At 60.1% G+C, this 26,064-nt stretch carries 19 protein-coding genes; 10 read left to right on the top strand and 9 right to left on the bottom strand.

All coding sequences use genetic code 11. The features are described from left to right. Positions 1–55 precede the first annotated feature (55 nt). A complete protein-coding gene (locus NW840_RS03085; RefSeq protein ID WP_414342341.1) occupies positions 56–394 on the bottom strand; it encodes a hypothetical protein in 339 nt (112 codons plus the stop codon). A 175-nt stretch (positions 395–569) separates the two neighbouring features. On the opposite strand from NW840_RS03085, the gene treY reads away from it, so the two are divergent. Further along, on the top strand, positions 570–3,371 hold the full coding sequence (gene treY / locus NW840_RS03080) for a malto-oligosyltrehalose synthase (protein ID WP_414342339.1): 2,802 nt from the start codon (positions 570–572) through the stop codon (positions 3,369–3,371). 4 nt (positions 3,372–3,375) lie between these two features. Here the strand turns inward: treY and tpiA are convergent, their stop codons facing one another. Both tpiA and NW840_RS03070 read right to left on the bottom strand, forming a co-directional pair. Beyond that, positions 3,376–4,128, bottom strand: a complete 753-nt coding sequence (gene tpiA / locus NW840_RS03075) for a triose-phosphate isomerase (protein ID WP_414342338.1) — start codon at positions 4,126–4,128, stop codon at positions 3,376–3,378. 219 nt (positions 4,129–4,347) lie between these two features. Next, positions 4,348–4,758, bottom strand: a complete 411-nt coding sequence (locus NW840_RS03070) for an FHA domain-containing protein (RefSeq protein ID WP_414342337.1) — start codon at positions 4,756–4,758, stop codon at positions 4,348–4,350. A gap of 212 nt (positions 4,759–4,970) precedes the next feature. Between NW840_RS03070 and NW840_RS03065 the strand changes: the two genes are divergently transcribed. From NW840_RS03065 to NW840_RS03050, 4 genes are read left to right on the top strand one after another with little or no spacing between them, the layout of a single operon-like run. Beyond that, positions 4,971–5,387: a rubredoxin gene (locus NW840_RS03065; RefSeq protein ID WP_255344539.1), complete on the top strand. Its 417-nt coding sequence runs from the start codon at positions 4,971–4,973 to the stop codon at positions 5,385–5,387. Between the two features lie 8 nt (positions 5,388–5,395). Beyond that, positions 5,396–6,385 carry a photosynthesis system II assembly factor Ycf48 gene (locus tag NW840_RS03060; RefSeq protein ID WP_414342336.1) on the top strand — a complete coding sequence of 330 codons (990 nt, stop codon included), beginning with the start codon at positions 5,396–5,398 and terminating at the stop codon, positions 6,383–6,385. Between the two features lie 30 nt (positions 6,386–6,415). After that, positions 6,416–7,519, top strand: coding sequence for an undecaprenyldiphospho-muramoylpentapeptide beta-N-acetylglucosaminyltransferase (murG, locus tag NW840_RS03055; protein ID WP_414342334.1), 1,104 nt, complete (start codon positions 6,416–6,418; stop codon positions 7,517–7,519). Between the two features lie 18 nt (positions 7,520–7,537). After that, on the top strand, positions 7,538–8,278 hold the full coding sequence (locus NW840_RS03050) for an endonuclease III domain-containing protein (RefSeq protein ID WP_414342332.1): 741 nt from the start codon (positions 7,538–7,540) through the stop codon (positions 8,276–8,278). A 16-nt stretch (positions 8,279–8,294) separates the two neighbouring features. On the opposite strand, the gene NW840_RS03045 is transcribed toward NW840_RS03050, so the two are convergent. From NW840_RS03045 to NW840_RS03020, 6 genes are all read right to left on the bottom strand, one after another. Next, a complete protein-coding gene (locus NW840_RS03045; RefSeq protein ID WP_414342330.1) occupies positions 8,295–10,166 on the bottom strand; it encodes a chloride channel protein in 1,872 nt (623 codons plus the stop codon). Between the two features lie 7 nt (positions 10,167–10,173). Beyond that, the gene (map, locus tag NW840_RS03040) at positions 10,174–10,962 is read right to left on the bottom strand and encodes a type I methionyl aminopeptidase (RefSeq protein WP_414342345.1); all 789 of its coding nucleotides are present in this window, start codon (positions 10,960–10,962) and stop codon (positions 10,174–10,176) included. Between the two features lie 195 nt (positions 10,963–11,157). Further along, positions 11,158–11,745: a DUF2062 domain-containing protein gene (locus NW840_RS03035; RefSeq protein WP_011433729.1), complete on the bottom strand. Its 588-nt coding sequence runs from the start codon at positions 11,743–11,745 to the stop codon at positions 11,158–11,160. A 141-nt stretch (positions 11,746–11,886) separates the two neighbouring features. Then, entirely contained in the window at positions 11,887–12,048 is a 162-nt protein-coding gene (locus NW840_RS03030) for a hypothetical protein (RefSeq protein ID WP_414342328.1), read from the bottom strand. 285 nt (positions 12,049–12,333) lie between these two features. Beyond that, on the bottom strand, positions 12,334–13,395 hold the full coding sequence (locus NW840_RS03025; RefSeq protein ID WP_414342343.1) for a DUF1611 domain-containing protein: 1,062 nt from the start codon (positions 13,393–13,395) through the stop codon (positions 12,334–12,336). Further along, positions 13,395–14,447 (bottom strand): dipeptide epimerase, encoded by a 1,053-nt coding sequence (locus tag NW840_RS03020; protein WP_414342327.1) that lies wholly within the window; start codon positions 14,445–14,447, stop codon positions 13,395–13,397. Before NW840_RS03020 ends, NW840_RS03025 begins: the two co-directional genes overlap by 1 nt. A gap of 178 nt (positions 14,448–14,625) precedes the next feature. Between NW840_RS03020 and NW840_RS03015 the strand changes: the two genes are divergently transcribed. From NW840_RS03015 to NW840_RS02995, 5 genes are all read left to right on the top strand, one after another. After that, on the top strand, positions 14,626–16,263 hold the full coding sequence (locus NW840_RS03015; RefSeq protein WP_414342342.1) for an acetolactate synthase large subunit: 1,638 nt from the start codon (positions 14,626–14,628) through the stop codon (positions 16,261–16,263). A gap of 156 nt (positions 16,264–16,419) precedes the next feature. Next, positions 16,420–18,483 (top strand): GspE/PulE family protein, encoded by a 2,064-nt coding sequence (locus NW840_RS03010; RefSeq protein ID WP_414342326.1) that lies wholly within the window; start codon positions 16,420–16,422, stop codon positions 18,481–18,483. A 131-nt stretch (positions 18,484–18,614) separates the two neighbouring features. Further along, a complete protein-coding gene (locus tag NW840_RS03005) occupies positions 18,615–19,757 on the top strand; it encodes a type IV pilus twitching motility protein PilT (RefSeq protein ID WP_238376760.1) in 1,143 nt (380 codons plus the stop codon). A gap of 197 nt (positions 19,758–19,954) precedes the next feature. Then, the gene (locus tag NW840_RS03000; RefSeq protein ID WP_414342324.1) at positions 19,955–21,181 is read left to right on the top strand and encodes a type II secretion system F family protein; all 1,227 of its coding nucleotides are present in this window, start codon (positions 19,955–19,957) and stop codon (positions 21,179–21,181) included. 72 nt (positions 21,182–21,253) lie between these two features. Next, positions 21,254–26,056 (top strand): alpha-2-macroglobulin family protein, encoded by a 4,803-nt coding sequence (locus tag NW840_RS02995; protein ID WP_414342322.1) that lies wholly within the window; start codon positions 21,254–21,256, stop codon positions 26,054–26,056. Positions 26,057–26,064: the final 8 nt, after the last annotated feature.

Below are 26,064 nucleotides of genomic sequence, written 5' to 3'. Positions count from 1 at the left end.
GGTCTACTATATCCCTCTCAATGACTTTTGCCAAACCGCCTAAAGCTCAGTAAATTCAGCAAAGTTCAGGTTTTTGGGGGTTAGAGGCATGCTCCAACAGCAGTTGCTGGTTCAAAAGAATCCGAGCGGCTTGAGCTGGGGGATCCCCGCTGCCGGTCGTCGAGGGATTGGGACTGGGGATATCCAGACTGACCTGCACCTGAGGGCTGCTGGCCTGTAGCAAAATCTCTTCCAACCGTTGCTTCAGCAGACGGAGGCGAGCGGGGGCATCGGGGGTGCGCAGGGTCAAAACCAGCTCACTCCCCACCCGAAACTCGCTTTCTGCCCAGGTTGCCTCGCTCCGCCAACTCCCCATCAGCCCACCCACGAGCAGGATCCCTGCCCACCTCGCCATCCTTGCCGGCCCCCTTACCGGGGGTGAAGCGCTCCTCTGTGGCCTTGACAAGTTCACTAACCTCGCCTCTCCCCTGCAGGACTCCTTGATCTTAGCCGCTACCCTAGATACATCTGTTCTCTTGACCCTATGCCGTTGGCAAGCTCGGCTTCTTTGTCATTGTTCTAAGGTCATCATGCGGATCCCGACTTCCACCTATCGCATTCAGTTTCATGCTGGGTTTGACTTCGACGCAGCACGACAGATTGTTCCCTACCTGAAGTTGCTGGGCATCAGTGACTTGTATGCCTCTCCCATCTTCCAAGCCCGCAAAGGCAGCACCCACGGCTACGACGTGGTGGATCCCAGGCAGATTAACCAGGAACTGGGGGGAAGCGAAAAGTTTGAGCTCTTGTGGGAAGCCCTCAATCAGCAGGGAATAGGCTGGATCCAGGACATTGTGCCCAATCACATGGCCTACGATGGCCAGAACCAGATGCTCATGGATGTTCTGGAGAGTGGCCCCAACTCAGATTTTGTTGACTACTTTGATGTGAATTGGAATCACTCTTACCTGGGGATCAAAGGCAGAATCTTAGCCCCTTTCTTGGGAGATTTCTATGACAAATGTTTGGAGTCGGGTCAAATCCAGCTTCGTTATGATGCCGATGGCCTAAGTATTAACTACTACAACTTGAGGTTCCCCCTCAATATTGACACCTATGCCGATGTTTTTACCTACAACCTGAGCAAGCTGCGGCGAAAATTGGGACGCAGCCATCCCGACTACGTCAAGTTACTCGGGATTCTCTTCAGCCTGAAATTCATTCCCAGCAAGGAAGATCTCCTAGAGCGCACCGATCAAATTAGCTTTGCCAAGCATTCTTTGTGGGAACTCTACACGTCTAGCCAACCTATCCAGAGCTTTTTTGACGAGAACATTGCCATTTTTAACGGCAAGCCAGGGGATCCGTCAAGCTTTGACCTGCTGGATAGTCTTCTGGCGCGGCAACATTTCCGCCTTTCCTTCTGGAAGGTGGGTGCTGAGGAGATCAATTATCGTCGTTTCTTTACCATTAACGAGCTGATCTCGCTGCGGGTAGAAGATCGCGAAGTGTTTCGCAAAACCCATCAGCTTATCTTTAAGCTTGCAGAACAGGGGCGTTTTAGTGGTTTGCGCATCGATCATATCGATGGGTTGTTCAATCCCGAAGAGTATCTCCATCGCCTGCGGGAACGCTGCCCAAATCTTTACATCGTGGTAGAGAAAATACTAGAGGCCAATGAAAGTCTGCCCCAAAGCTGGCCGGTTCAAGGCACAACGGGCTATGATTTTTTAGCTAAGCTCAACGGCATCTTTTGTCAAGAAGAAAATGCAGAGGCTTTTGACTCTCTCTATCAAAATTTCACAAATCTACGGCATTCCCCAGAGCAGGTTATCGAAGATAAAAAACGCCTGATCATCGAGCGCAACCTGTCAGGGGATATGGATAATCTTGCTTTTTTGCTCAAGCAGATCACCAGCCATCATCGCTATGCCAATGACTTTACCCTCTACAGCTTACGTCGAGCTTTGGTAGAAGTTTTGGTGTGCTTTCCGGTCTACCGCGTCTATATCCACGAAGGGATCCTCAGTCCAGAAGGTCAACAGGTGGTTCGTCAAGCTGTGGAGAAGGCCAAGGAGAACCTGCCCGTTTTGGTGAATGAGCTGAATTTTATTCAGCGCTTTCTCTGCCTGGAGTCTCTGGACAATTTATCAGACCAGGAGAAAAATGAGCAGATCCATTTTGCCATGCGCTTGCAGCAGTTGGCCGGCCCTCTCATGGCCAAAGGGGTAGAAGATACTGCTTTTTATGTGTACAACCGCCTTTTATCTCTCAATGAAGTCGGTGGGGATCCCTGTCGCTTTGGCCTTTCGGTGCAAGAGTTTCACCGCTTTAATCAAGAGCGGGCAGCTCGGTGGCCTCTGTCCATGAATGCTTCTGCCACCCACGACACCAAGCGTGGCGAAGATGTGCGGGCCCGGCTGAATGTGCTTTCTGAAATCCCCGCCGAGTGGGAAAAGCACATCAACCTTTGGCATGAACTGAACCTCGGCTACAAAGTCCGCAGCAAACAAGCCAAGCGCTCAGAACTGCCGGATCGCAATGACGAGTATTTGCTCTACCAGACATTGCTCGGCTCTTATCCCTTCCAACCGGAAGAGGTGCCCCAGTTCGTACAGCGGGTCAAAGACTATGCCATCAAAGCAGTGCGGGAAGCTAAAGTTCACACCGCTTGGCTTCGCCCCGATACCGAATACGAAGAAGCCACTACCGCTTTTATCGAACGGATCCTTCAAGGCCCTAACCCCTTTTTGGAGTCCTTTTTGCCTTTCCAACGGAAAGTTGCCCACTTTGGCATTTTTAATTCCCTCTCGCAGACGCTGATCAAGCTCACCAGCCCTGGGATCCCGGATATTTACCAAGGCACGGAGCTGTGGGATTTGAGCATGGTGGATCCCGACAATCGTCGGCCTGTGGATTTTTCCCGTCGCCTCGCCTATTTGGAAGAAATTCAGCGGCGGGTTAAACAGGATCCTCTCCAACTCATCGCGGATTTGCTCCTGCACCGCAGCGACGGACGCATTAAGCTGTTTCTGATTTACCACGTGCTCAAGGCCCGCCAGGAACAGCCCCAATTGTTTCTCGAGGGCAGCTACATTCCTCTGCAAATCAGCGGATCCCATGCTGACCATGTTGTGGCTTTTGCCCGTCAGCACAGTAAGCAGGTATTGCTCACGGTAGTGCCGCGTTTTTTAACAAAGTTGATCGACGAAACCCAAGATCCTCTGGGAGAATCCGTTTGGGCAGATACCGAAATTCATCTGCCGCGCTGGAAGCGGCTGGACTGGGTGAACGGGCTAACCCAGGAAAGGATCCCTGCCGGCGAAACCTTGCCGGTGGGCGTTGTCTTAAAATCCTTCCCGGTGGCCCTGTTGTGGGGACAATCCCGCTAGCGGCCTAGGCGGGGGCTAGGGCCTGAAAATGGACGATGCGGGCAAACTCTTGGGGGTCTAGGCTGGCCCCTCCCACCAACACACCGTCAATCTCAGGCTGGGCCATCAGCTCGTCGATGTTGCCGGCCTTCACCGAGCCGCCATACAAAATGGGCAGTTGGGCATTGCCCAAGTGTTGCCGGATCAAGCCGATGACCCGGTTGGCCTCTTGGGCTGCGCAAGTCTGGCCGGTGCCAATGGCCCAAATGGGCTCATAGGCAATCACCAAGTTCCCCAGATCGATCCCCGGCAAGGCGCGATCCAATTGCCCCACAATCCAAGACTCGGTCAAGCCTTGCTCCCGCTGCTGCCGGCTTTCTCCCACACAGAGGATGGGGGTGAGCCCGTGCCGCTGGGCGGCTGCCAGACGCCGATTGACGGTTTCGTCCGTCTCGCCGAAGTACTGCCGCCGTTCGCTGTGGCCGACGATGACATAGCGCACCCCCAATTCCGCCAGCATGGGGCCGGAAATTTCCCCGGTAAAAGCTCCCTGATCCTCCCAATGCAGATTTTGTGCCCCCACGGCTATGTCGGATCCGCGGCTTTGCTCTGCCACCACCGCTAGGTCTGTAAAGGGCACACACAAGATGATCTGCCGCTGGGATGCTGACCCTGACGGCGATGATTGTAGGGCCAGGCCCAACTCTCGCAGAAACTCGCGAGCCTCAGCCTGAGTCTTGTGCATTTTCCAGTTGCCGGCAATGAGGATGGGGCGCAAGATGAGATCCTCCCTTAAAGACAGCAGAAGGAAGGGATCCCGCAAGCAGAAAGCCCAATAAAACAGCAGGGATCCCAGCTTTCGTTATTTTTGTATGACACAGTTTACCAGCAAGCGATCCCGAAAATACGGCGACGGGATCCCTTCTCCGAGCGCCGGTTAACCCTTCAACCAGCATGCAGACGGGACAGGCCAAGACCCAACAGGGAAGGCAGCTTCCTACAGCCCAACGATCTGGGTGTTTTCAAAAGTAGCCAGAATTTCATCCAGATCTTTGTTCTGCAGCGAGTAGGTAGCGGTGGCATCGTTGCCAAACTGAATCTCGTCCCCGTCCTCAAGATCCCGAAATTCCACCCGTTGCCCACGCACGTAAAGGCCGTTGGTGCTGGGGGTGCCCTGAATGTCTCCGTCGATGATTTGGTAAGTGAACCCATCGGGAGAAGAGGGGGATTCTGTTTTGACCAAAATGGCGTGGTAGCGAGAGGCGTACTGGGAGTCAATGCGAATGCTGTTGCGCGGATCCCGGCCCAACGAATAAAGCTCAGCCGTCAACCAGTAGGCTTTTGGCCCGTGACGATCCTTGACGATGAGCACGTGATTGAGGGCCGGTCGGCGAGGGGGCGTGGTCATGAAAGGCACCCGCTTGCACAACACTGAGGGCAAGATAGCCAAAACATAACATAGGATCCCCCAGGTGGATCCCTATGTCCACCGGATAAGTCTCTTCAGGTCGGCATCCCAGGCTGGTGCGGGATCCCCCTGAGCAACAAGAAAGGGTCTGAGTAGATTTTTGTAACAATTCCTCTCATAATAGGATCGACGATGCAGATGGATCCCTGACCATGAATGGCTCGCAACCGGATCCCGGTGTTCAACCCCGTTCTCCCAAGACACCGAGGCTCATTGAGTTGCCGGAAGATGAAACCGATGCGCAGCTCAGCGATCCCCTGCGGATGCAGCGCTACGAATGTCGTTCTTGTGGCTATGTTTACGAACCGGCCAAGGGGGATCAGCTCAATCGGATCCCGGCGGGCGTGCCGTTTGAAGAATTGCCAGCCGATTGGAAATGTCCGGTGTGCCGAGCCGGTAAGCGCTCGTTCCAAGCAGTGGGCGCCAAGGGCAAGCCTTCCGGTTTTCAAGAGAACTTGCGCTACGGCCTGGGGGTGAACGTGATGACCCCTGCTCAAAAGAACCTGCTGATCTTCTTGGGACTGGCGCTGGGATTTTTATTTTTGATGAGTTTCTATTTCGTCGAGTGAGGGTCAAGATGTTCAAACCCCTGAGGCTGGTGCTGCTGATTGCTGTCTCGGTGCTGCTAATGGCGGCGCGGATGCCCAACATGCGGGTGGTCCCCTGGGAGCAGGTGGAAGTGCCCACCCAGAACATTCTGCTGGACATTGCCTTCACCGGCACCACCCCTTCCCATGGCTGGTTGGTGGGAGACAAGGCGACGCTGCTGGAATCCCGCGATGGGGGTCTGCACTGGCAGGTGCGGGAGCTGCCGGGTCTGGAGCCGGAAGCCTACCTGGCCTCCATTAGCTTTGCTGGGGCAGAAGGCTGGGTGGCCGGGCAGCCGAAGATCCTCCTCCACACCCTGAACGAGGGATCCGACTGGACTTCCATTCGCCTTAACAACCAACTGCCAGGGGAGCCGCTCTTGATCCAGGCTCTGGGCCCTGGCGCCGCCGAAATGGTGACCAATGTGGGGGCCATCTACCGCACCGAAGATGGCGGTCAGACCTGGCATGCCCAAGTGGATGAGCCGATTGGGGCCATCAAAAACATTGCCCGCGGCCCTGAAGGCGAATATCTGGCGGTGTCGTCGCGGGGCAGCTTCTACTTTCTGTACACTCCTGAAAGTCGCACCTGGAAGCCCTACCCGCGGGAAAGCTCCCGCCGCATTCAAAACATGGGCTTTGGCCCCCACGGCAGCGCTTGGAAATTGAACCAAGGGGCGGAGATCGCCTTTACCGATGACTTCACCTCCGGCCAGTGGTCGTCGCCGCTGCGTCCGGGGCGGGCCCTCAGCTTTGGCTACCTCAATGCCGCCTATCAAAACGACCACGACCTGTGGGTGGTGGGGGGTGGCGCTACCCTGATCCACAGCCCTGACGGTGGCAAAACCTGGGAGCAGGCCAAGAAACTCAGCAACATCCCCGCCAACTTCTACAGCATTGAGTTTTTTGGCCCCGAGCAAGGGTTTATTCTGGGGCAGCGGGGCACCCTCTTGCGCTATGTCAGCTCCAACAACTCCTGAAGGTCTCAGGGATCCCTAATCGGCACACGGGTGGACACACGCGCCAAGGATCCAGCTTCACGCCCGCGGCTGCTGGTTGCTGCCAGTGGCACTGGTGGCCACATTTTTCCGGCCTTGGCCGTTGCCGAGCAGTTGCCTGACTGGCAGATCGAATGGCTGGGGGTGCCGGATCGCATGGAAGGGAAGCTGGTGCGGGAGCGGTATCCCTTGCACCGGGTCGTCATGTCGGGCTGGCAGGGATCCCCTCTCCACAGGCTGCAGGCCTTGGCCCAACTGGCCCGTGCGACCCTACAAGTGCGCCGACTCCTTATGTCGGGACGGTTTGACGTTGTTCTGACCACCGGTGGGTACATTGCCGCTCCGGCCATTTTGGCCGCCCGTTCGCTGGGGGTGCCGGTGTTGCTGCACGAGTCCAATCGGATCCCGGGCAAAGTGACCCGTTGGTTGGGGAGATTTTGTCAGGTGGTGGCGCTGGGCATGGCAGAGACGGCAGAGCATTTGCCAGGGGTGGCTGCCCAAGTGGTGGGTACGCCGGTGCGGGCCGAGTTCTACACGCCCCAGCCTTTCCCTGCCGACCTCCCCATTCCCGACGGGGATCCCCTCATTGTGGTCATGGGGGGCAGCCAAGGGGCGCGGGGCCTCAACCGCATGGTGGCCGCCTGTGCCCCAGCTTGGTTGGAGGCGGGGGCCTGGATTGTGCATTTGACCGGCGGCAGCGAAGCTCAAGATCCGGAAGCCAGGATCCCCAGCCATCCCCGCTACCGGCCCTTTCCTTTCCGTCGAGATGTAGCTGCCTTGTTGCAGCGGGCCAACTTTGCCATTAGCCGCGCCGGAGCCATGAGCCTGGCGGAGTTGCTGACCACCGCCACCCCAGCCATTTTGATCCCCTATCCCTTTGCCGCTGAGGATCATCAGTATCAGAATGCTCTGGCCTTTGTGGGGCGCGGTGGGGGGGTGGTCATGCGAGAATCCGAAGAGAACTTGGACTTGCTGCGGCAAACGGTGTTGACCTGGTTGGCCCAGCCGCAGGTGGTTGCCCAAATGGCCGCTCGCTTGCAGGCCGCAGCTCCTCCCAATGCCAGCAAGGTTCTTGCCCGCCTGTTGCAGGAGATCCGCCAGAGTTCTGCCCGTTAAGCCGTGGTACAGCCAAGATTGGACAGCCTTTCCCAACGCCTGCCTGTGCCCGCCAAAGCGGCGGAGTCCCCAACCCTGCTGGCAGAACTCCTGCCCGCCGACAGGATGGAATCGCTGTTGATGCGGCTAGAGCAGTGCTTCGGGATCCCCCAGCGGGCTCCCGATGGGCTTTCCCCCCGCCCGGATCTCCTGGACGAGTTGGTGGGCACGATCCTTTCCCAGAACACCACCGATGCCAACAGCAGCCGTGCCTTCCGCGCCCTCAAAGCCGCCTTTCCCTCTTGGGAAGCGGTCTTGGCCGCCGATCCGGCAGATCTGGTTCAGGTGATTCGCCCCGGCGGCTTAGCCCACCTTAAAGCAGCCCGCATTCAGGAGATCTTGGCCGCCATTCAAGAACGACAGGGATCCCTGAGTCTGGACTTTCTAAGAGAGCTAGACGATGCTGGCGCCCTCGATTTTTTGCTCTCCCTGAAAGGGGTAGGGCTGAAGACCGCCACTTGTGTGTTGTTGTTCGGGCTGGGTCGGGATCTCTGCCCGGTGGATACCCATGTGCATCGAGTGGCCAACCGTCTGGGCTTGGTGCGGGCCAAACATCCCGACGACACTTTTGCTCAGCTTTCCCCTCAGATCCCCAGAGGCAAAGCCTATTCCCTGCACGTCAACTTTGTCCGGCTGGGCAAGCGCATCTGCAAGGCCCGCATGCCCGAATGTGGCCGCTGCCCGCTGCGTCCCACCTGCCCCTCTGGGCGGCAGCGTTGATCCCGACAGCAGGGCTCTATTCTGCGGGCGCAGTAGAAGCATCTGGGATCCCCTCTTGTCCGTTCCTGCCGGCGTCTCTCTCTGCTGGGGGAACTTCCAACTCCAGGGCTTGCCGCACCGATTGAATCTCTTGGGAGAGCAGCACCCGCTCTCGATCCAACAGGCCGACGATCTGCTCCGGGTCTTCCCGCGAGACCACTGGCAATTGGCGCAAATCGTATTCGTACATCGGCTCGGCTGCCACTGCCACCGCCTCATCGGGGAAGGTGGTGAGAACTGGGGATTGGCTGACCTCCTGTACGGTTAGCTCCGCCAACTCCGCCGCCTCCTTGTGGGCCAAGGCCCGCTCCAGGTCTTCCAGGGTGAGAATGCCCCGCAGCCGCTCCTGTCCGTCCACCACCAACGCGCTATGGCACTTTTGCTGCAGCAAACTCTCCAGAGCTTCTCGCAGCGGTGTGTCTTGCCGAAGCAAAAGAGATGGGGGCACCATCACCTCTTGCACCGTCAGCTCTCTAGGCTCCTGCCCAAGGACTCCGTCAAGCGTTGCGTGGCGATAGCGACGGGCGGAAGGGTAGATGGCCGGCGAATGCAACTGCTCCGTCAGCCAGATGCTCAAACCCACTGCCGCCATCACCGGCAGCGCAATGTGATAGTCCCGCGTCATCTCAAACAGCAGCAAGATGGCCGTTAGCGGAGCCCGCACGCTGGCCGCCAACACCGCCGCCATGCCCACCATGGCGTAGGCAGCAGGGGGAGACAAGGCAATCAAGGGCAAAGCTTGAGATAGCACCTGACCGTAGCCTGCCCCCAGCACTGCCCCCATGAACAAAGCCGGGGCAAAGGTTCCCCCCACAAAGCCGCTGCCCAGGCTCAAAGCGCTCAGCAACAGCTTGCCAAGCAAGAGCAAGCCTAGATGGCCAAGAGAAAAGGGAACGGCCTGCAGAATCGACTCAATGGTTTCATAGCCCACCCCCAACGCCAATGGGATCCCCAAACCTGCGCAGCCCAGGATCCCGCCCCCCAAAATGGGCTTGCTCCAAGCTGGCCAGGCCGCCAGGGGGCCACTGTTGAACAGGTGCTTGCCCCACTCCAGGGTGTAGCTGAAGGCCATAGAAACCAGGCTGGCCAAAAAGCCCAAGCCGAGATACAGAGGTACCTCCAGCAAGCTGTGGATCTCGTAGTCCGGCAAGACAAAAGCCGGCTGGGTGATGGTGGGCAAAAGAAAAGCGGGTTGTGCCCCCAACCCCACCTGGGCGATCAAGGCGGAGACCACCGCCGCCAACACCACCACACTGACAGCAGAAGTGGTGAAGGTGCGGGCCAAAGCCAGCTCCAGCGCCAAAAACACCCCGGCAATGGGCGCGTTAAACCCTGCCGCCAGGCCAGCCGCTGCTCCGGCAGCCATCAACAGTTGCACCCGCTCCCGCGAGAGGCGTAGGTTTTGCCCCAGCAGGGATCCCAGCAAAGCGCCACTTTCCACACTGGGGGCCTCAGGGCCAAGGGAAGCTCCCGCGCCCAACGAGATGGCAGCCGCCAGGAGCTTGAGCGGGATCCACCAGGGCTGAAGTGCCAAAGGACGAGCAGGACTCACCAAGCTGGAGAGGCTCAAGTTGGGAAAGGGCACAACTGCCCCCAAAGCGCCGATCAGCAGGCCCCCCAGCACCGGCGCCAGAGCCAGTGTCCAGGATCCCAGCAGCCACAGGCCATAGTGTTCTGCAGCCCTGCCGAGGCCATCCACGAGGGTGTCCTGCAGCAGATAGCGCCACCAGCCAATCAAGTAGCGAAATCCAACCACCGATAGCCCCGTGCCCAACCCCACTGCCGCCGCCAGCAGCAGCAGCAGGTTCTCGGAGGAGAGGCGCAGGCGGAGAGCGGGGGCGCTGTTCATGATCGGCTCAGGGGCTTTGGGAAGGCAGGGTCAAGATCTCTACACCGGTTTCGGTAACGGCGACCGTATGTTCAAATTGCGCCGAGAGCTTGCCATCCAAAGTGACCGCCGTCCACCCGTCGGAGAGCACCTTCACCTCCCAGGTGCCCTCGTTGATCATCGGCTCGATGGTGAACACCATGCCGGGGCGGAGTTTCTCCCCTTTTCCCCGTTCGCCGTAGTGGGGGATCTGGGGAGCAGTGTGGAATTGCCGTCCCACCCCATGCCCGACAAAATCGCGCACCACGCTGTAGCCCTGGGCCTCGGCATATTCTTGGATGGCAGCGCCAATGTCGCCGACTCTCCCCCCCGGCTTGACGGCAGCAATGCCCCGCCGCAGACACTCTTCGGTCACCTCCACCAAGCGCCGCGCCCGCTCAGAAGGCTGTCCGACAAAGAAGGTTTTGGACGTATCGCCGTGGTAGCCATCCAAAACCGGGGTGACATCGATGTTGATGATGTCGCCTTCTCGCAGGATCTGCTTGGGGCTGGGAATGCCGTGGCAGACCACGTGGTTGACGCTGGTGCAGATGGATTTGGGAAAGCCATGGTAGCCTAAAGGGGCACTTTTGGCCCCATGCGCCCGCGTCCACCGCTCGGCCTCGTCGTTAAGCTCTTGGGTGGTGACCCCTGGTCGCACCATCGGCTCCAAGTGCTTGAGCAGATCTGCCGCCAGGCGACAAGCCCGCCGCATTTTCTCCAGTTCCCGCGAAGAGAGCAACACAATGGGCTGAGGGGCTTGCGTGAGCTGGTTCATACCCGTCTGCAAAGCGGATCCCAACTGCTCCCCCCATCGCTGGGAGCGACGGCTGAGGTCTGTCAACAACGCTCGCATGTCTTCCATCATGAGACCTTATCTGTGAAAAGCTCTGTGAAAACGGATGGATCTCTGCACCTGCAGACTGTCCAGGATTGGGTTCTCAGTTGGGATTCTGAATCGCCTTGCGCCCATTCACAGACCCCTGCCGGCCATTTTCTGCCGCCGACGAATCCGCTGCACCAACCACAGCCCCAGAAAATAGCTGACGAGGGATCCCCAAAAACCGACAAATGCACAGCCGACAAACAGCGTGCCCGACATCTCCAAGCCCCACTGCATCCAGTTTTGCCAAGTGGCCGCCACCAGCTCTGTGGTGGGAAGGACAGTTCGGGATCCCAGTAGCCATTCTCCCACCTGGTAGTTGAATGCATAGATGGGCACATAGGTGAAGGGGTTACTCACCCAGGTCCCTGCCGCCGCCGCCAGCTTGTTGCCCCGAAACGGAACAGCCAACACCAGAGCGGCCAACGTTTGAAAGCCGAAGATGGGGAAACAGCCGGCAAAAACCCCTACCGCCAAGCCACGGGCAATTTCTTTTGGCGACGATTGCAGCCGCAACAGGCGCAGATAAAGATAGCGCAGCCAACGCTTCCAGGAAGGATCCCGGCGGGCTAGGGTCGGCCCTGGTTGAGATCCAGAGTAGGATCTGGAATAAAGCTTAAGGGATCCCGGCGAAGGCCAGGAGAAAGAGGGCAGCCTCAACCAAAAGAGGGGGCTCATGGCGGTCAGGGGGGGCAACTGAGAGAAGGTGTTAAGTCCTGTAAATCCAGTGTATCTTTCCTGCCCTTGGCGACAAAGGGCCATTGGCAAATCCGGGCCAGCAGCAACGGGGTGACGCCGGGGGATCGGTTTACGGAGTGGTCACCTGAGCTTGTCCACCAAGGCCAGCACGAAGTTAAGACCCAAGTAGGAAACCAGCACCACCAAGAATAGGAACAGGGCAATGTTCAGCCCGGATCGCAGGGCAGAGGGCAGGGATCCCGATTTCGTTTTGGGATCAGGCTTTTCGGGGGGAGTTGTCATCTGGAGTTCTGGGGAAGACTGTGAATCTAGGATCCCATCTTGGCTGTGCAGGTGTACCCATCGGCTTACTTTCCGAAGATTGAAGGCCTCTTCTCTGAACACGGAGCAAGCCCAGTTCCTGGCCCCCGGCCAATGGGAGCGACTTGGATCGAGAATACCTGGCTGAGGAGATCGCATCTCAGAGAAGACAACGGCACCGGGAACCATCTGAATCGCTCACCTGTTGAAGATGATGAGTTTTTCCCAGATGGACAATGGGAGTGGATCCGCTGTCTGCAAACTGAGTTATCCTGCCGCCAGAATTGCCTCCAACAAGGGATCCGCCCCAAAACGCACCACATCCGTACAGGGCCGTCCGGTCTCGGCTTCCACCCGGCGGATCTGCTCTAGGGCTGCTTCTTCCTCCCAGCCGAAGGTATTGAGGGCAACCCCCACCACGGGCGCGGGGGCAAAGGCCCCGGCAGCCGCTGCCACCTGCTCATACAGCTCGATCACTTTGGACAAGGGCGGGATGGGCACGTAGTCTATCCCCTTGATGTGGGTCTGGCCGGCGCGGTGTACCAGGATGAGGTGGGTGGGCTGGGATCCACGCAACAGAGGCAAGGTGGCCGTAGAGGCGGGGTTGAGCAGGGATCCCTGACCTTCCAGGTGCAGAATGTCGTGGTCAGAGCCATAGCGTAAGATCAGTTGCTCCACCGCCCCACTGGCATAGTCCACTCGCACCGCATCCAAAGGGATCCCCTCGCCGCCGATCAGGATCCCGGTTTGCCCGGTGGCCAAAAAGCGGGAGCGCAGGCCCCGTCTCAGGCTGGCCCGGTGCAGCTCCAAGCTGGTGGACATTTTGCCCACGCTCATGTCGGTGCCCACCGTCAACACCCGTTTACAGGGCAAGGTGCGGGCCAGGGCTTTCCCCACCGACAGGTTGGGGGGCTCGCGGCGAATATCCCAGATCCAGGCCCCCGGCTGCAACCACTGCCGAAACTGGGGATCCTCGGCCAAAGGCGTGTGCAGCCCATTCACCAGAGACAGGCCAGCTCGCAGGGCCAGGCCCAACTCCTCCCGCCAGGCTGGCGGCAACTGCCCCCCTGAAGGGGCGATCCCAATCACCAGAACTTCAGGCCGGTGGGCCAGCGCCTCCTCCACCGAGGCCACGATGGGAATGTCTTTGGCAATTCCGGTCAGATGGGCCAGGGATCCCCCCGCCTGCTCCCGGTCGATCACCGCCACCACCGGGAAAGAGCCATAGCGCAGCAGCCCCAGCCCCGTTTTCCCATGCTCCCCCAGCAACCCCCCGTGGAGCAGGATGGCCACGCGACTTTCGCTGGACAGGGATCCTGGCTTTCCCATCATTCCTCCCTCAGCTCTACCCCCAAACCCGGTCGGTCGGTGGGGAGCAGGCAGCCGTCCTGCAGGATGGCCCCGGCAAAGGGATCGTCGATGAGGTTGAGGTGGCTATCCAAGTCCAGGTAATCCACCAGGGGAGCCAAGTGGGCCGCCGCCGTATTCCCCAGAGCTGTGTTGCTGTAGCAGCCCAACATCACCTGTAGGCCGTGGGCTTTGGCGGTGTGGATCATGCGCCAGGCTTCGCTGAGGCCTCCGCACTTCATCAGCTTAATGTTGATCCCGTGGACGCGATCCACCAGAGGGGGGATATCGCGGCTGTCCATACAGCTCTCATCCACAAAAATGGGCAGCTTCGACTCGTGCCAGAGGGTGATCAGCTTCGCTTCCTGCCCCCTCTCCAAAGGCTGCTCCAGGTAGCTCACCCCTTGCCCCGCCAGCCAGTTGCTCATGCTCAGAGTTTGCTCCACCGTCCAAGCGCCGTTGGCATCCACTGTAATCAGGGATCCCAGCGGGATCACCTCTTGTACAGCAATCAGCATGTTCTGATCCGCCATCAGTCCTGAGCCGCTGCCCAGCTTGATCTTAAAGGCCCGCGCTTGGGTCTGTTCCATCCAGGCCAAGGCGCGCTGGCGGGCCGCCTGCGGGGTGGAGATGCCGATCGTCATCGTCGTGGGCGGAATGCGGGAGCGATCCAGCCCCCACAACTGCCACAGGGGCCTCCCCAGCCGTTTGCCCATCCAATCGTGCAGGGCCATATCCACCGCTGCCCGCGCTGCCGAAGGGATCCCGGCCCGCAGCAGTTCTGCCTCGATTGGCTGTCGCTCCCAGGGGGAATGGCGGCGCAGGATCCCTTTGGCCACGTCCAAGCCCATCAGGATGTCGTCCAGAGACTGGTGGTAGTCGTCGCTCACCGAAAAAGGGCAAGCCTCTCCCCACCCTTCAACTCCCTCCTCCTCAATTCGCACCCAAGCCAAGGTTGTATCGCTGTGGGTACCTCGGCTGATGGTCAAGGCGTAGCGCTTGTGAACGGTGAAAGGTTCGACGTAGAGCCGCATGGGCATCTCCAGAAGAGGAAGCTTGGAGGGGCAATTGGGCCTGGGCCGCCCCTTTGAGCTTAGCTTGGTTCCCAGCCCAGCCTGCCCCCGTCCCCAAGCCCAGAAAACAAGTTATCCCTTGCCCCGTCCGCCGTCTATGGTGGGATCCAGATCCACCGTTCTCCATACCCTTGCCACCATGAATACCGCCGAACTGCTGGTTCGCTGCCTGGAAAATGAGGGGGTGCAGTACATCTTCGGCGTTCCTGGCGAAGAAAACCTGGAAGTCCTGCAAGCCCTGCGCCGCTCCTCAATTCGGTTTATCACCACCCGCCACGAACAGGGGGCCGCCTTCATGGCCGATGTCTATGGCCGGCTGACGGGCAGAGCGGGGGTGTGTCTCTCCACCTTGGGGCCGGGCGCCACCAACCTGATGACCGGAGTTGCCGATGCCAACCTGGATGGAGCACCCCTAGTGGCCATCACCGGCCAAGTCGGCACCGACCGCATGCACATCGAATCCCATCAATACCTGGATTTGGTGGCCATGTTTGCCCCCGTCACCAAGTGGAATGCCCAGATCGTGCGCCCCAGCATCACCCCGGAGATCGTGCGCAAGGCTTTCAAATTGGCCCAAACCGAGAAGCCCGGGGCCGTCCACATCGACTTGCCGGAAAACATCGCCGCCATGGAAGCCAGCGGCACTCCCTTGAGGAGAGATCGCCTGGACAAAACCTACGCCTCCTATCAAAGCCTGAACGAAGCGGCGTCCCTGATCTCCCGCGCCCGCAACCCCTTGATTTTAGCCGGCAATGGGGCCATTCGCGCCCAAGCCAGCAGCGCCCTCACGGAATTTGCCACCCGCCTGAATATTCCCGTCGCCAATACCTTCATGGGCAAAGGGGTGATCCCCTACACCCACCCCTTGTCCTTGTGGGCCGTTGGCCTACAGCAGCGGGATCTGGTCAGTTGTGGTTTCGACCGCACCGATCTGTTGATCGCCGTCGGCTACGACCTCATCGAGTACTCTCCCAAGAAATGGAACCCCGACGGCACCATCCCCATCGTTCACATCGCTGCCCTGCCCGCAGAAATCGACAGCAGCTACATTCCGCAAGTGGAGGTGGTGGGAGACATTTCCGACTCCCTGATGGAGATCCTGCGCCGCTGCGATCGCACGGGCAAGCCGGATCCCTATGGCCTCAGCCTGCGGCAGAACATCGTCCGCGAGTACACCTGCTATGCCCAGGATCAGAGCTACCCGATCAAACCCCAGAAGCTGATCTACGACCTGCGCCAAGTCCTGCAACCGGAAGACATCGTCATCTCCGATGTCGGTGCCCACAAGATGTGGATGGCCCGCCTCTACCACTGTGACAAACCCAACACCTGTCTCATCTCCAACGGCTTTGCCGCCATGGGCATCGCCATTCCGGGGGCCTTGGCCGCCAAATTGGTGCATCCCGACCGGCGCGTTGTGGCCGTAACCGGAGATGGGGGGTTCATGATGAACTGCCAAGAGCTGGAAACTGCCCTCAGGGTGGGCACTCCCTTTGTAACTCTCATCTTCAACGATGGCGGCTATGGGCTGATCGAGTGGAAGCAACACAATCAATACAACGAGGCTGCTTTCGTCAAGTTCGGCAATCCAGACTTCGTCAAGCTGGCGGAGAGCATGGGCCTCAAGGGCTACCGTGTCGAAAAGGCTGCCGAGCTGATCCCCATCCTGAAGCAGGCCCTCGAGCAGCCGGTGCCCACCCTCATCGACTGCCCTGTCGATTACGGCGAAAATCTTTACTTGACCCAGCGGTCGCAAGCGCTGGTCTGCGAGACTTAGGGGGTGAGGTGGATAGGAATGCGAGATTTGAGCCGAGTTGGGGCATAGTAAGCCCAGGGTTGGCGGCCTCTGGGAAGTCCAGACTTATGTATCTTTACCGTTGACCCTTAGCAGCCAAGTGCAGTGAAATAGAGGCATTGTGGGTGACCCGCCAGCATGAGCGATCTTCCTTCCCCTCCTTTTACCTCGCGCCGTGCCGGTGCTGCCAGCAAAGCTCTGGCCATCGCCAACGTCAGCATTACCCCCTTTGGCCGCAAGTTAAAGGAGCTGGGCTTTGCCGACGATAAGCAGATCCAGGACATCCAAAACGCCCTCAAAGCGGATCGAGAGGGCAACAGCAAGGCCCTGGCTCTGGTGGTCAAGGATATCGTGGGCAAAGAGATCACCCCTGACCTGGAGCGGGCTTACAAACGGCAGCAGCTCTTTGAACTGAAAATCATCTACGGGATCCCCTCCCTGGATGTCGACCTGGAGCCGGTGGAGATCTCCGAGATGATTGGGCTGATCGACTCGATCTTGCCCCTCGACATCTGCAACCGCTACAAGTTCTTGCCCATTCGCCGTCGAGACAATCAGGTGACGGTGGCGATGGTCAAGCCAGACAACCTGCAGGCACTGGACGACATTCAACGGCGCTTCCGCATCCAGGGGCTGAAGCTGCAGCGGCGGGTCTTCACCCAGCGGGATTTCGAGACCCTGATCAACCGCTACATGGATGCGCAGGCGGAGCTGCTGGCCATCAAGGGGATCAACGACGCGGCTGCTGCCCAACAGGAAGAAGAGGTGGTGGTCAATACCGCCGAAATCGATCTGGACAGCATCGAGGATGTGACTGCCGATGAGGCCGGCGAGGGATCCCTGGAGCAGCAGGTCAAATCGGCAGATGATGCCCCGATTATTAAACTGTCCAACCAGATCCTGGTCAAGGCCCTGCAGGACGGGGCGTCTGACATCCACATCGAGCCGCAAGAAGAATACCTGCGCATCCGCTTCCGCAAAGATGGGGTGTTGCGGCAGGCTTTTGAAAACTTTCCCAAGAAGATCGTCCCTGTCCTCACCGCTCGCTTCAAAATCATGTCCAATTTGAATATTGCCGAGCGGCGCATGCCCCAGGATGGGCGGATTCGGCGGGTCTTCAAGGGGCGCAAGGTGGACTTCCGGGTCAGCACCCTGCCCTCCCGCTATGGGGAGAAGATCGTGCTGCGGATCCTGGACAACTCCGCCACCCAACTGGGGCTGGACAAGCTGATCACCGACCCAGAGACCTTGGAAAGCTTCAAGGAGATTGTCAAGCGACCCTTTGGCCTAATCCTGGTAACTGGGCCAACGGGATCCGGGAAAACCACCACCCTCTACTCGGCTCTGGCGGAGGTGAACGACCCGGGCATCAACATCAGCACCGCCGAGGATCCCATTGAATACTCGCTGCCGGGGATCACTCAGGTGCAGGTGATCCGAGAAAAGGGCATGGACTTTGCCATGATCCTGCGGGCCTTCTTGCGGCAAGACCCGGATGTCATCCTGGTGGGGGAAACCCGCGACCACGAGACGGCCAAAACCGCCATCGAAGCCTCCCTCACGGGCCACTTGGTGTTGACCACGCTGCACACCAACGATGCCCCTGGCGCCATTGCCCGTCTGACGGAGATGGGGATCGAGCCATTTATGATCTCCAGCTCGTTGCTGGGGGTGTTGGCCCAGCGCTTGATGCGCCGGGTGTGTACCGAATGTCGGATCCCCTACCACCCCACGCCGGAGGAGCTGGCCCGCTATGGCCTTACCCTCAGTGGCGACGGCGAGCAGCTCACCTTCTACAAAGCCAACAAGCTCTCCCCCAAAGAAGTGGAGCAGCGCAAGGCCACCGGCAAGCCCATCTGCGAGAAGTGTGGGGGCGTGGGCTACAAAGGTCGGGTAGGGGTGTACGAGTTCATGCGCATGAACGACCGCCTTGCGGACTTGATCAACAAAGAGGCCCCCACGGAGGTGATCAAAGAAGCGGCGGTGGAAAGTGGCATGAAAACCCTGCTGGCCTACAGTTTGATGCTGGTGAAGCAGGGCCTCACCACGCTGGAGGAGGTGGATCGGGTGACCCTCACCGACAAGGGTCTGGAAAGCGAGCTGAAGGCCCGTGCCAAGGCTCTCAGCACCTGCCGCAACTGTGGCGCGGCCTTGCATGTGGACTGGATGGACTGCCCCTATTGCCTGACCCCGAAGTTTTAGGAAGTCGGCTTGGCACTTGACGATGTTGGGGTGCCGACTATAACAGTCCTATACAGTTGCCTTTCTCACATGGCTTTGGCCGGCGGCTCTTTTGATAGACAGTTCTACTCGCCTTTGGAGAACCCAACCCTATGCCCCAACTGATGATCGAAGACCTCATGGAAGCAATCGTCCAAAAGGGCGGTTCCGACATTCATATCTCGGCGGGTTTGCCCCCCTACTTCCGCATCAATGGTCACCTTGAGCCGACAGAGCATGAGCCTCTCTCGGCAGAGGAGGTGCAGCGGTTAATCTTCAGCATGCTGAACAACAACCAGCGCAAGCAGCTGGAGCAAAACTGGGAATTGGACTGCTCCTATGGGGTGCGGGGGATCGGGCGCTTCCGCGTGAACGTCTACCGCGATCGCGGCACCTATGCTTGCGCCATGCGGGCCCTGGCTTCTGAGATCCCCAACATCGACAAGCTGGGCCTGCCGGATGTGTGTAAGGAAGCAGCTCGCCTGCCGCGGGGCTTGGTGCTGGTAACCGGCCCAACGGGATCCGGCAAATCGACTACGCTGGCTTCCATGATCGACATGATCAACCGCGAACGGGCCGAGCACATCCTCACCATCGAGGATCCCATTGAGTACATCTACACCCCCATTCGCAGCATCATCCACCAGCGGCAACTGGGGGAAGACACCAAGAGTTTTGCCAATGCCCTGCGGGCAGCGATGCGGGAGGATCCGGATGTGATCCTGATCGGGGAGATGCGGGATCTGGAGACCATCCAGTTGGCCATTACCGCCGCCGAGACGGGCCACCTCTGCTTTGCCACGGTACACACCAGTTCTGCCGCCCAGACGGTGGATCGCTTGGTGGATGTGTTTCCGCCCGAGCAGCAGCAGCAGATTCGCGTGCAGCTCTCCAACTCCCTCAAGGCCGTCTTCTCCCAAACTCTGGCCCGCCGCCTCAATCCCAAGCCAGGAGAGCCTGGACGGGTGCTGGTGCAGGAAATCATGGTGGTGACGCCGGCCATTGCCAACCTGATTCGGGAGGGCAAAACTGCCCAGATCTACTCGGCTATCCAGACGGGGGGCAAGCAGGGCATGAAAACGCTGGAGCAAGATCTGGCTAACCTTTACCTACAGGGCAAGATCGACTTCGATACGGCCATGTCTAAGACCTCTCGCCCCGAGGAGTTGCAACGGCTTTTGGGCAACGTTACCGGGCCCTCGCCAGCCGCGGCTGCCCAACAACAGCGGCCAGCAGCAGTTGCCGCCCGTCGCTAAACTTCGTCTCCACCAGGCAGCGCAGGGATCCCGGGGTGAGGGTTCATTGCCGATCTCTAGCCGCTGACTTGATTTGTGGCTAAGCTCTAGCTGAGAGATTGTTGATCTGCCCAAGGTTTGGGCTGACTTCTCTTTTGCACCTGCGAAACATTTAAAGCCATTTCGTTATTTAGAGCGATCTAGCCGGGGGTACAGCCATGCCGCGCTACAAGGTTCGGGGGTTAAAGGCCGGTCAGCCGGTACGCCTGACGGTGGTGGCCAACAGCTTGACCGAAGTTCGTGCACGGCTGCGCCGAGACGGGATTTTTGCCAAACAGGAAGACATTCAGGAGGAGAAACCCTTCTTTTCCTTGGATACGTCTTTCGATTTCTCAATGCTGGGATCCATCGACATTCGCGACAAGGCAGTGTTCTCCCGGCAATTTGCTGCCTTGATCAACGCCGGCGTGTCGATGGTGCGCTCTCTCACCATCATGGAGGAGCAAACCGGCAACCCCAAACTCAAAAAGTACCTGCGGGCTATCCGAGCGGAGGTGGAGGCGGGGAAAAACCTCTCCGACTCCATCCGCCCTTATCCCGACGCCTTCGACGGCCTCTACTGCAGCATGGTGCAGGCGGGGGAGGTGGGCGGCGTGCTGGACGAAGTGCTCAACCGCCTGGCCAAGCTGCTGGAGGACATGGATCGCCTGCAGAAGCAGATCAAGTCAGCCATGACCTACCCGGTGGTGGTGACGATCTTGGCTGTCTTGATTTTCTTGGGCATGGTGCTGTTCATCTTGCCCACGTTTGAGAGCATCTACAACGACTTGGGTGGGGAGCTGCCCGGCTTTACCCAGTTTTTCATCAACATCAGCAAGTTCCTGCGCACGCCCCAGTACAGCTTGGGGCTGGTGGGCTTTCTAGGGGCCGTCTATTTTGCTTTCCGGCGCTTTTACCGCACCCCTGCCGGCAAGGAGACCATCGACGCGCTGGCCCTCAAGCTCCCTATCTTCGGGGATCTGATCCAGAAGTCGGCGGTGGCTCGCTTCTGCCGCACCTTTGGCGCTCTCACCCGCTCCGGGGTGCCGGTGCTGACTTCCTTGGAAATTGTGCGCGACACCTCCGGCAACCAGGTGGTGGCCAACGCCATTGATGCCGCCCGCCAATCCATCTCAGAGGGAGGGCAGATTGCCCCTGCTCTGGACAAGGCCAAGGTCTTCCCAGTCATGGCCATTCAGATGATCAGCGTGGGGGAAGAGACAGGGGAGCTGGACGCGATGCTGATGAAGACGGCGGATTTCTACGAGCTGGAGGTGGAGGAGGCGGTACGCGCCCTCACCAGCCTGCTGGAGCCGTTGATGATCGTGATCCTGGGCGGTATGGTGGGCTGCATTATCGTGGCCATGTACCTGCCCATGTTCAACGTGTTCGAGTTGGTGAAGTAGTGGATTGGGCTGACCCTTGAACCCCCAGGGCGGCCAGGGCACAGGGTAGGAGCAACGGAGGAGAGGGATCCCATGCTGAGGCGATGGTTAGCGGCCCTGGTGGTGTTTTTGGGGGTGGGGCTGGCAGTTTTGCTTTCCGAACAGCCGACGGGATCCCTGGCGGGACGGGTGGAGCTGCCGGCAGAGGCTCCGCCTGGGGATGTGCAGGTCATTGCAGCCGGCCCGGTCACGCGCAGCGCCAGCTTGACCGCAGATGGCGAATATCGCTTGGATCGATTGCCTGTTGGGGAATACCAGGTGACGGTGCAGGGATCCGGCCTGGAAAAGGTGGGCAGCCAGAGATCCGTTCTGGTGCGGGAGGGGGCAACGGTTCGGATCCCCACCTTGCGCCCTCAGCTTGTCCCCCCCGGTCTCTATCTCTACAGCACCAGCCAGGTGTTTACGACCGCAGAACCGGCGCGGCTGCAGTGGCGGGCCACCAGCCTGGGCTCGGTGCAGCTCAGCCTCTATCGCTTTTCCCTGACAGAGCTGCAGGGATCCCCTCTCTTGCGGGATTTGGCGGATGCTGACTATGGCTCCCTGGATCCGGCTCTGTATCCCACCCTGCGGCGGGAGCTTGTGCGCAGTTGGCAGCAGCCGGTGCCACGACGAGCGGGAGAGGGGTGGACAGCCCAAACCTTGGAGCTGGGGATCCTGCCGCCGGGGGCCTACTGGGTGGAGGCGGAGGGCCGGGAGCCGCTGAATGCGGCTGCACCCTTGCCCCGTTTCGACCATTGGTTTTTGGTGAGCGATCTCGGCCTCATCCAGAAGAAGGATGCCAGCCAGTTGGTGGTGCAGGCGGTGCACCTGCGGGAGCTGCGTCCCCTGGCCGGGATCCAGATCCAAGTTTTCGGGGAGTGGGGGGATCCCCTGACGGCCACCACCGATGCAGAGGGGCTGGCCCGCTTTGGCCTGCCGGCGAGAGAGGGTTCTTCCCTGGTGGTCTATGGCCGCAGTGCCGACAACACCCTGCAGGCTTTGTCCCGCAGCTACGCCTATGGCTGGAACCAGCCCCACCGGATCTACGCCTACACGGATCGTCCCCTCTACCGTCCTGGCCAAACCGTCTATTTCCGCGCCCTGGTGCGAGAGCAAACCCGCCTCACGCCGCCCCCCCCAGGACAAGCAGTGCAACTGACCCTTACGGCCCCCAACGGGGATGTGTTGAGCGAACAAACCCTGGCCACCAATGCTTTTGGCAGTGTCCATGGGGAGTTTCAACTGCCAGAAGAAGCGTCCCTGGGCAGCTACGGCCTGAAGTGGCAGGTGTCAGGGCCGCAGGGATCCAGCGGCGAATACACCTCTTTTCAGGTGGAAGCCTACCGCAAGCCGGAGTTTGAGGTGGCGGTGGTGCCCGACCGACCTTGGCTGGTGCGGGGGGGATCCCTGAAGGTGCAGGTGGAGGCCGAGTATCTTTTCGGCGCGCCGGTGGCCGCTGCCCAGCTCCGCTACCGAGTTTACAGCAGCCCCGACTGGAGCCTGCGCTATGGGCTGTTGCCCCGTTCTGCCGAGGAAGACTATTTCGCCGACGACCTGGGAGAGGAGCAGGGCTACTACGGCGGCTACGGCCAGTTGGTGGCGGAAGGGGAAGGGGTGACGGATGCCCAAGGGCGGGCGGAGTTTCGCCTGGATCGCCTGCTGCAGGATCTCAACTGGGAAGAAGACAGCTACTGGGGCCCCCAAGAGGTGCAGCAGTTGCGCATCGAGGTGGAGGTGACCGATATCAGCCGCCGGACGGTAACAGGATCGGCGCGGGCCTGGGTCACGGCTGGCGAATTTGCTCTGTTTGCGGAAGTGAACCGCCACCTGCCCGCTCCGGGGGATACCCTCACCTACCGGCTGCAAGCCCGCGATTACGATGGCCGCCCCGTCAGCGCCACCGGAGAGCTGAGCCTGGAGCGCTGGCGCTGGGATCCCAAGAGCAACACCTACCAACGGCAAGGTACCCTGCTGCGGCAGCCTTTTCAGATTGTCAACGGGGAAGGCAGCCTCGACCTCCACCTGCCCGCCGACCTGGAGCCGGGAGACTACCGGGTGCGGTTGACGGCATGGGATCCCCGCCGTCAAAGTGCTCCGCACCGCTGGCGCGAACGGGTGCAGGAGGTGGACTATCTCTGGGTGGTGGAGCCGGGCAGCCCCCTACAAAGTTGGGGATCCCTGCCCAGCCTGGAAGTGGTGGCGGATCGGCAGATCTACCAGGTGGGGGAAGAGGCCCAGATCCTGATAGTCTCGCCGCTGCCGGATGTGGCGGTGCTGGTGGGCATTGAGGGATCCCGGCTGCACCAGGTGCAGGTGCTGCGTCTCCAGGGGCATACGGCCACGCTGCGGCTGCCCATCCGCGGCGACTATCGTCCCAATCTCTACGTCACTGCCACTGCCATCGGCCCAGAGCGGCGGCTGTACCGAAGCGAGGCCCTGCTGCGGGTCTCCCCCTTGGATCGCTTTTTGCAGGTGGAGCTGCAAACCGATAAACCCACCTATCGACCGGGCGAGACCGCCCAAATCCAAATCCGCACCCGCGATGCCCAAGGGCAGCCGGTGAGCGCCGAGGTGGGCCTAGGGATTGTGGACAATGCCCTCTACCTATTGCGACCCGACTTCACCCTGGATATTCGCCGCTTCTTCTATGGGCGCCAGTACAACCAAGTTACCACCACTACCTCTTTCCCTCAGCAATATCCCGGCGGTGCTGACAAGCTGGCCGGCCAAGTGCGGGAGGACTTTCGCGATACCGCCGCCTGGTTCCCGGATCTGGTCACCAATGCCGATGGCCTGGCTCAGGTGCAGGTGCGCTGGCCCGACAACCTGACCACCTGGCGCTTGACCGCCCGCGCCGCCACTGCCGACACCCAGGTGGGATCCGCTCTTGCCACAGTCTCGGTTAGCAAAGACCTGTTGGTGCGCTTGGCCGCTCCCCGCTTTTTCCGGGTGGGGGATCAGCTCACCTTGGCGGCCATTGTGCAAAACCGCACGGGTCAAGCCCAAGCGGTGGAGGTGCGGCTGGAAGTTCCTGTTCCTGCCGGTGGGATCTTGAAATTGCAAGGCCCGGAACGACAACGCCTCACCGTGCCGGCCCAAGGAGCGGGGCGGGTGGAATGGCCTCTCCAGGTTCTGGGGGCCGGAGATACCTCTCTGCGGGTTTGGGCGGAAGGGAATGGGCTGAAAGATGCGTTGCAACTGCGGATCCCCAGCCAGCCTTTCGGCGCTGTGCAACGGTTCTCCCAGGTGGGTCGGGTGCAGGAGGGCAGCCTTGACTTATCGCTGGATTGGCCCGCCACCTGGGTGCCGGGATCCCGGCAGCTTCACCTGGAACTGGCCGCTAGCCCGGCAGCAACCCTGCTGGAGCCGCTGGATTACCTGGTGGAGTTCCCCTACGGCTGCACCGAGCAAACCCTGAGTCGCTTCTTGCCCGCCCTAGCCGTCACCCAAGTCAGCAAGCAGTTGGGCTTGAACCTGCGCTCGCAAACCCTGGAGCGGCTGCCCCAGGTGCTTCGATCGGGCTTGCAGCGACTGGAGGGATCCCAGAACTTCGATGGGGGCTGGGGCTGGTGGGCCTATGACCGGAGCAACCCCTATCTGACCGGATACATCCTGCAGGGGTATCACCTTGCCCAAGCTGCTGGCTATGCCCTCAAAGAGTGGCGGGTGCGGCAGGCCTTGGACTATCTGGCCGCTCAGGACTATCTGGCCGCTCAACTGGCCCAGCCACAAGCCCTCTCCCCGGATCTACAGGCTTTTGTCGCCTACAGCCTGGCCCTCTGGGATCCCGCCTTGGTGACTGCCGACCTGCCGCCGCCGGAGCGGCTCTCCACCTTTGGCCTGGCCTACCGAGGGCTGGCCGCCCTGCAACTGGGCCAGAGGGATCTTGCCCAGGCAGCCCTGGATGAGGTTCTGGAGCGGCGGCAACAGGATCCCCAAGGGCGCTGGTTTATCCCGGCTGCTCCAACTCGTGCGACCCACGAGCGCTCCACCTACGACGACATGGAGGTGGCCGGCCCGCTTTTGCAATTGGCCGTTCGCTTGCAGGATGACCGGGCTGCCCAGATTGCCGAGGCCCTTCTCCAGCAGCGGCAAAACAACCGCTGGCGCACCACCAAAGCCACCGCCGATGCTCTCCTCGGCCTATCTGCCTACTACCAGGCCCAGCAGCAGCAGCTTCCCGGCCCCGGCGAGGTGCGGGTGTTGGATGGGACAACCGGATCCCTTCTCGGTCGCTGGCAGGCCGGCGCTGGGGATCCCCGCTATGGGCTGGATTGGGCTGACGCAGAAGTGGGGAACCTGAGCAGCCTGCGCCTGGAAAAGTCCGGCCCCGGCCCCCTTTACTACAGCTTGAGGGGAGAAGCCTTCGTCCCCAACCCTCTGCCCTTTCAAGCCCAAGGCTTTGCGGTGAGCCGCAGCTACTTCCGCCTACAGCCCCAGCTCCAACCCAACGGGGAGATCCGCTACCGAGAGCAGCCGCTGCGCCCTGGCGACACAGTAAGGGCCGGAGAAATCCTCCTGGCCCGGTTGACGGTGGAAGCCGAGCGGGACAGCCACTACGTGGTGGTCGAGGATCCCCTGCCCAGCGGCGCCGAGATCACCTCCCAGGATCCGCGAGAGTTCACCGGCTTGGCCCCAGACTACTGGTGGGACTGGTTTTGGACCCGCCAAGAGAATCGGGATGACCGCGTGGCCTTTTTCAGCACCGAGCTCAAGCAGGGTCGCCATGAGTTTGTCTATCTCTTCCGTCCGGAGATCCCCGGCCAATTCCAGGTGGCTCCTGCCTTGGCCGAAGAAATGTACGACCCCAGCCGCTATGGCCGCAGCGCCGCTTACTCCCTCGAAGTTCTCCCTTGAATGCCTCG

Origin of the sequence: Synechococcus sp. R5-13 (assembly GCF_047462015.1) — a bacterium.
GTDB lineage: Bacteria > Cyanobacteriota > Cyanobacteriia > Thermostichales > Thermostichaceae > Thermostichus.
Note: the sequence above shows the minus strand (reverse complement) of the source record. Positions and strands in the feature narration are given on the sequence as shown.

Coding starts and splice junctions, on each gene's coding strand:
- NW840_RS03085 (WP_414342341.1), bottom strand. CDS start 394: ATGGCGAGGTGGGCAGGGATCCTGCTCGTGGGTGGGCTGATGGGGAGT.
- NW840_RS03000 (WP_414342324.1), top strand. CDS start 19,955: ATGCCGCGCTACAAGGTTCGGGGGTTAAAGGCCGGTCAGCCGGTACGC.
- NW840_RS03045 (WP_414342330.1), bottom strand. CDS start 10,166: ATGAACAGCGCCCCCGCTCTCCGCCTGCGCCTCTCCTCCGAGAACCTG.
- NW840_RS02995 (WP_414342322.1), top strand. CDS start 21,254: ATGCTGAGGCGATGGTTAGCGGCCCTGGTGGTGTTTTTGGGGGTGGGG.
- NW840_RS03010 (WP_414342326.1), top strand. CDS start 16,420: ATGAGCGATCTTCCTTCCCCTCCTTTTACCTCGCGCCGTGCCGGTGCT.
- NW840_RS03030 (WP_414342328.1), bottom strand. CDS start 12,048: ATGACAACTCCCCCCGAAAAGCCTGATCCCAAAACGAAATCGGGATCC.
- NW840_RS03035 (WP_011433729.1), bottom strand. CDS start 11,745: ATGAGCCCCCTCTTTTGGTTGAGGCTGCCCTCTTTCTCCTGGCCTTCG.
- NW840_RS03020 (WP_414342327.1), bottom strand. CDS start 14,447: ATGCGGCTCTACGTCGAACCTTTCACCGTTCACAAGCGCTACGCCTTG.
- NW840_RS03060 (WP_414342336.1), top strand. CDS start 5,396: ATGTTCAAACCCCTGAGGCTGGTGCTGCTGATTGCTGTCTCGGTGCTG.
- map (WP_414342345.1), bottom strand. CDS start 10,962: ATGAACCAGCTCACGCAAGCCCCTCAGCCCATTGTGTTGCTCTCTTCG.
- treY (WP_414342339.1), top strand. CDS start 570: ATGCGGATCCCGACTTCCACCTATCGCATTCAGTTTCATGCTGGGTTT.
- NW840_RS03005 (WP_238376760.1), top strand. CDS start 18,615: ATGCCCCAACTGATGATCGAAGACCTCATGGAAGCAATCGTCCAAAAG.
- NW840_RS03015 (WP_414342342.1), top strand. CDS start 14,626: ATGAATACCGCCGAACTGCTGGTTCGCTGCCTGGAAAATGAGGGGGTG.
- NW840_RS03070 (WP_414342337.1), bottom strand. CDS start 4,758: ATGACCACGCCCCCTCGCCGACCGGCCCTCAATCACGTGCTCATCGTC.
- NW840_RS03065 (WP_255344539.1), top strand. CDS start 4,971: ATGAATGGCTCGCAACCGGATCCCGGTGTTCAACCCCGTTCTCCCAAG.
- NW840_RS03025 (WP_414342343.1), bottom strand. CDS start 13,395: ATGGGAAAGCCAGGATCCCTGTCCAGCGAAAGTCGCGTGGCCATCCTG.